General features: G+C 37.3%; 6 protein-coding genes. All 6 read left to right on the top strand.

All coding sequences use genetic code 11. The annotated features are described in order from the left end of the window. The first annotated feature begins 222 nt into the window (after positions 1-222). Positions 223-1062: a TIGR00159 family protein gene (locus tag JHC30_02875; GenBank protein ID MCI4463098.1), complete on the top strand. Its 840-nt coding sequence runs from the start codon at positions 223-225 to the stop codon at positions 1060-1062. Further along, positions 1059-2243: a hypothetical protein gene (locus tag JHC30_02880; protein MCI4463099.1), complete on the top strand. Its 1185-nt coding sequence runs from the start codon at positions 1059-1061 to the stop codon at positions 2241-2243. The genes JHC30_02875 and JHC30_02880 overlap by 4 nt, the downstream gene beginning before the upstream one ends. After that, complete coding sequence (locus tag JHC30_02885; GenBank protein ID MCI4463100.1) at positions 2243-2719, top strand: MGMT family protein; 477 nt, start codon at positions 2243-2245, stop codon at positions 2717-2719. The genes JHC30_02880 and JHC30_02885 overlap by 1 nt, the downstream gene beginning before the upstream one ends. Next, the gene (gene truB / locus JHC30_02890; protein MCI4463101.1) at positions 2682-3533 is read left to right on the top strand and encodes a tRNA pseudouridine(55) synthase TruB; all 852 of its coding nucleotides are present in this window, start codon (positions 2682-2684) and stop codon (positions 3531-3533) included. Before JHC30_02885 ends, truB begins: the two co-directional genes overlap by 38 nt. Then, a complete protein-coding gene (locus JHC30_02895) occupies positions 3511-4449 on the top strand; it encodes a bifunctional riboflavin kinase/FAD synthetase (protein ID MCI4463102.1) in 939 nt (312 codons plus the stop codon). The genes truB and JHC30_02895 overlap by 23 nt, the downstream gene beginning before the upstream one ends. 55 nt (positions 4450-4504) lie before the next feature. Further along, a partial coding sequence (locus JHC30_02900) for a hypothetical protein (GenBank protein ID MCI4463103.1) occupies positions 4505-4734 on the top strand: 230 nt, incomplete at its 3' end.

Genomic DNA, 4734 nt, shown 5'->3' on the forward strand with positions numbered 1-4734 from the left:
TTTTAACAAGTCTTACAAAAAGTTTGTACTTTCCTGTTTCAAGAATGCATCCGTCCCTCTCAGGCTCGGCGTCCGGGACATGTGCAATAAACAGTGTTTTAAACTGCATAATATCACATTCTCTTATATTTTATGTGCTCAATATTTATTTCAAAACCAATGCTCTAAATGTTTTATTTAATTACTTGCAAAAAATTCAATTTATGAGAAAATATATTTGCTATGGATATACTGATTAACACTTTTAAAGATATAGGCACGAAGACAATTATTTTAAGCGTAATTGATATTCTTATCGTAAGCCTTGTGTTTTATGTTATTTTGAAGGCAATTCAAAACACGAGGACCCTTCAACTTGCTGAGGGTATTGCTCTTTATTTTGCAGGTGTTTTTTTGGTATCCTACCTTTCAGATAGGATTGGTCTTACAACACTTCATTTCCTTGCAAGCAACCTTATCGCCTATTCTTTTACTTTCCTTCCTTATCTTCTTGTTGTTGTGTTTCAGCCAGAGTTGAGAAAGTGGTTTACAGGGCTCGGTAAAAATATCAAACTTCAAGAAGTACTTGAGGGAGAAGAAGACTACAGGACTGTTGTCGAAGAGATAGTGAAGGCAGTAAACACAATGTCCCTTAATAAAATTGGTGCGCTTATTGTTATCGAAAGAGAAGTTCCCTTGAGCGAATATATGGAAACGGGTGTTGAGGTTGGTGCTAAGGTTAAGGCAGAAACGCTTGTTACGATTTTCTTCCCGAATTCGCCGCTTCACGATGGAGCAACAATTATAAGAAATGATAAGATTGCTGCAGCAAGGTGTGTGCTTCCTCTTTCTATGGACAAGGAACTTGAGAAAGAAGACATTGGCACAAGGCACAGGGCAGCATGTGGAATAACTGAGGAAAGCGATGCTGTTGCAATTGTTGTATCGGAAGAGACGGGTATAATTTCTCTTGCTGTAAGAGGAAAACTTACAAGGTACCTCAGTCCCCTTGAACTGAGAGGCATGCTCTTGGTTATGATAAGACCAACCCTCAATGTAAAGGACAAGGTGAAGAAAGGATGAAATTCTTATCAAAGATTTTTAATATCAAGGTAATTGCGTTACTTTTTGCAATAGGGTTATGGTGGTATGTAAGCGTAACACAGGGACCTGTTATTTCCAAGACCTTTAAGTCTGTTCCCGTCGTGCCAATAAATGTTTCAAGTGAATCGTATATTTCAAACGACCTTCCTACAGTTTCGGTCATTGCAGAAGGCCCAAGCAAGGTTATTTTTGGATTAAAAGACTCAGATTTTGTTGCAACTGTCGACCTTACAAACAAAAAAGAGGGAGATTTCCTTGTGGATGTTACCGTAACTCCACCAACATCTGTTATAAAAATTAAGTCTTTTACACCTGATAAGATTAGGATTGTTCTTGAAAGTATTTCAAGCAAAAAATTCCCCGTTGTTTCTGAATTTGTAAATGCAAGTTCAAACACTCAATTTTTCCCGTCACTTCCTATAATATCACCTAATTCTGTCGTTGCCTTCGGTCCAAATTCGGAACTTTTAAAAATTAAAAGAATCTATGTTTCTATTGATTTATCAAACATTACTGGAAACACAACTCTAACTCTCCCCGTTAAAGTAGAAACATTTGACGGTTCTACCCTTAAGAATGTCTATGTAAATCCATCAACTGTTGTTGCAGAGGTTAATGTATCTGAAGATAATGCCATAGCAACGGTACCAGTAGTTCCAACGATTAAGAACCTTCCGCCCTCTAATTTCGGCATTAGAAATGTATCTTCAAATCCTTCTCTTGTAACAATTTCAGGACCAATAAGCATAATAACGAACATAAAGTCTGTTTCAACAGACCCAATAGATGTTTCAACCGTTACTTCAAAAGCAGACTTTACAGTGAAACTTACACCAATTAATAATGTAAAATTTTCTGTTGATAGTTGCAAAGTTACAGTGGAGGCAAGCCCGATTGTTTCTAAGACTTTAATTGTTCCTGTTTCTGTGAGTGTTGGTAGTGGCAAGCAGTTTACGCTTTCGCAGGATAGCGTGAACGTTATAATCGCAGGTTTCAAGGATGTAGTTGACACTGTTACTGCCGATATGATAAAGGCTACGATTGATGCATCATCTCTTGATACAGGGACTTATACACTTCCTGTTATTATTTCTAATATTCCTTCAAATGTAGTTTTGCAAACAGTGTTACCTTCTAGCCTCGAGGTAAAGATATACTGATGAAGTACAGAATTTGCTATGAAGGAATTCCTCTAAAAGTCCTTGCAAACGAGGATAATAAAATATACAAGGTCGAATTCTTAAAGTCCTGCAAAGAAAACGATAGCACATTCTTAGTTGAGTTTTTGAATCTTTTGAAGGGCAATAAAAGTGCATTCAGTATTGACTTTGAAAGCATTGACGAGGCAATACGTCCAATACTTCAAGAGGTTCACAAAATACCCTTCGGTGCCGTTACAACTTATGGTGATGTCTCAAAGAAAGTCTTCAACACAAATAATTACGCACGATTTGTTGGGTTTGCGCTTTCAAAAAATCCTATACCAGTACTTATCCCATGCCACAGAGTTATTGACAGAAATTTGAGGCTCCATGGCTTTGCTGGAGGGCTTTCTTTGAAGGAAAAGCTCCTTGAAATTGAAGGAGTAAGCATAAAAAATGGAAAAGTTGACAAACGCTTTCTTGTTAATCTCTAAGCCTTATGGAATTACCTCGAGGAAGTTTTTAAACGAGATATCTACGGTTTTGGGCGAAAAACGGATAGGGCACCTTGGGACACTTGATCCAATGGCAACAGGTTTGTTGTTTGTTGCGGTTGGAAAATTTACTCGCCTGTTGCCTTATGTAAACCTTCCGACAAAAGAGTATGTTATTGAGATTATATTTGGCATAGAAACAGACACCTGGGATATCACGGGAAAGGTGCTCAATAGTGTAGATGTAGCCGTTAAGGAAAGCGACATTCTTCGGATACTCCCAAAATTCACAGGGAAAATAAAGCAGCGAATTCCTTTCTTCTCTGCAAAGAAATTAAAAGGCGTTGAACTCTACAAACTTGCTCGAAATGAGACATTTATCGAGGCATTCAAGGAAGTTGAGATTTTGGGGATCGAGTATGTAAGTTTTAGAGATAATAAACTTGTTCTTCGTGTTACATCAAGCACAGGCACTTATATGCGTTCCCTTGCTTACGAACTTGGGCTTGCTTTAGGCGTTCCTGCAACTCTGTCTGCAATTACTCGCACTAAAATCGGAAATCTTTCAATAAATCTTGCAACAACTCTAAACAGGCTTAAGAAAGGCGATTTCTCAAAAGGGCTTATACCCCCACAGGCTGTCATTAATGCTCCAATGATTATTGTCGATGGTGATCTTTTTAGAATTGGGAAGCCCCAGGATTTAACGCAAGCAATTGTCCTTGATAAGAATTACAATGTTATAGGCATAGGAGAGATAAAAGGCACATTGAAGCCAAAGGTTGTGATTGATGAAAATAATAGGATTTCATAAACCAATATCCAAAAAAACTGCAGTTGCAATTGGCATGTTTGATGGCGTTCATATAGGTCATAAGGCGTTAATTTCAAAGTTATCAGAGGAGTGCAACTTGAAGAATCTTACGCCTGTTGTTTACACATTCTCGAACCATCCCTTTAAAGAAGCAAAGAGGAAATTTTTAACAACGCTAAATGAAAAGTTATACATCTTTGAGAAAATCAATGTTGAAAATGTCTATGTTGCAGACCTCGAAGAAGGGCTTATGGAAATGTCTCCTGAGGAATTTGTGCGTGAAGAACTTGTAAAGACGCTCAACTGTCATCTCGTTGTAGTAGGCGAAAACTTCAAATTTGGATATAAAAAGTCAGGCGATGTGAACACTCTTATGGAACTCTCTAAACTCTACAATTTTGAAGTAAAAGTCTTTAATCCTGTTGTAAAAGATGGCCTAGTTGTTTCGAGTTCCCTTATACACGACCTTATTAAGGAAGGCTCAATTGAAGATGGTAATAATTTCTTAGGGCATCCGTTCTTTACTCAAGGCATAATTGAAAGAGGAAAAGGTTTGGGAAGGCATCTTGGATTTCCTACAGCAAACCTTGCCTACGAAAACGGAAATAAACTTATTCCAAAAAATGGCGTATATATAACTATTGGAAATTATAATGGAACGCTTTTAAGAGGTGTTACAAATGTCGGTTTCAACCCAACATTTGAAGACAAGAAGAAGATAAAAATAGAATCGCACTTCTTGGATGTTGATTACGACTTTTACGGTAAATTTTTGAGGCTTTATTTTATAAAGAGACTACGTGACGAGTTAAAGTTCGAAAAAGTCCAGGATTTGAGAAATCAGGTTATGTCCGATATAGAAGAGACACGAAGTTTCTTTTTGAAAAATCCTATCGAAAAAATTCCTTTAATTTGATCTTTCATAATTCTATCACAATCTTGTATTATTATTTTATCGGAGGTGATAAAAGATGAAAATGAAAAATTTAGTAATTGTTGGAGCACTTGTTTTAGCACTCGTTTTGGGAAGTGTAGCACTTGTTAGCGCAGGCACTGGAAACGGCACCTCAGGATTTGGTGGCAGGCTTAAATCCGCCTTTGAAAGAGGCTTTAAACTCGGCGTTAAGTACAACATGAAGGAGGATATTGCAAACTTCCTTGGTATTACTACAGATGAATTGAGGAACGAACTTAAATCGGG

The organism is Caldisericum sp. (assembly GCA_022759145.1).
Classification (GTDB): Bacteria; Caldisericota; Caldisericia; order Caldisericales; family Caldisericaceae; genus Caldisericum.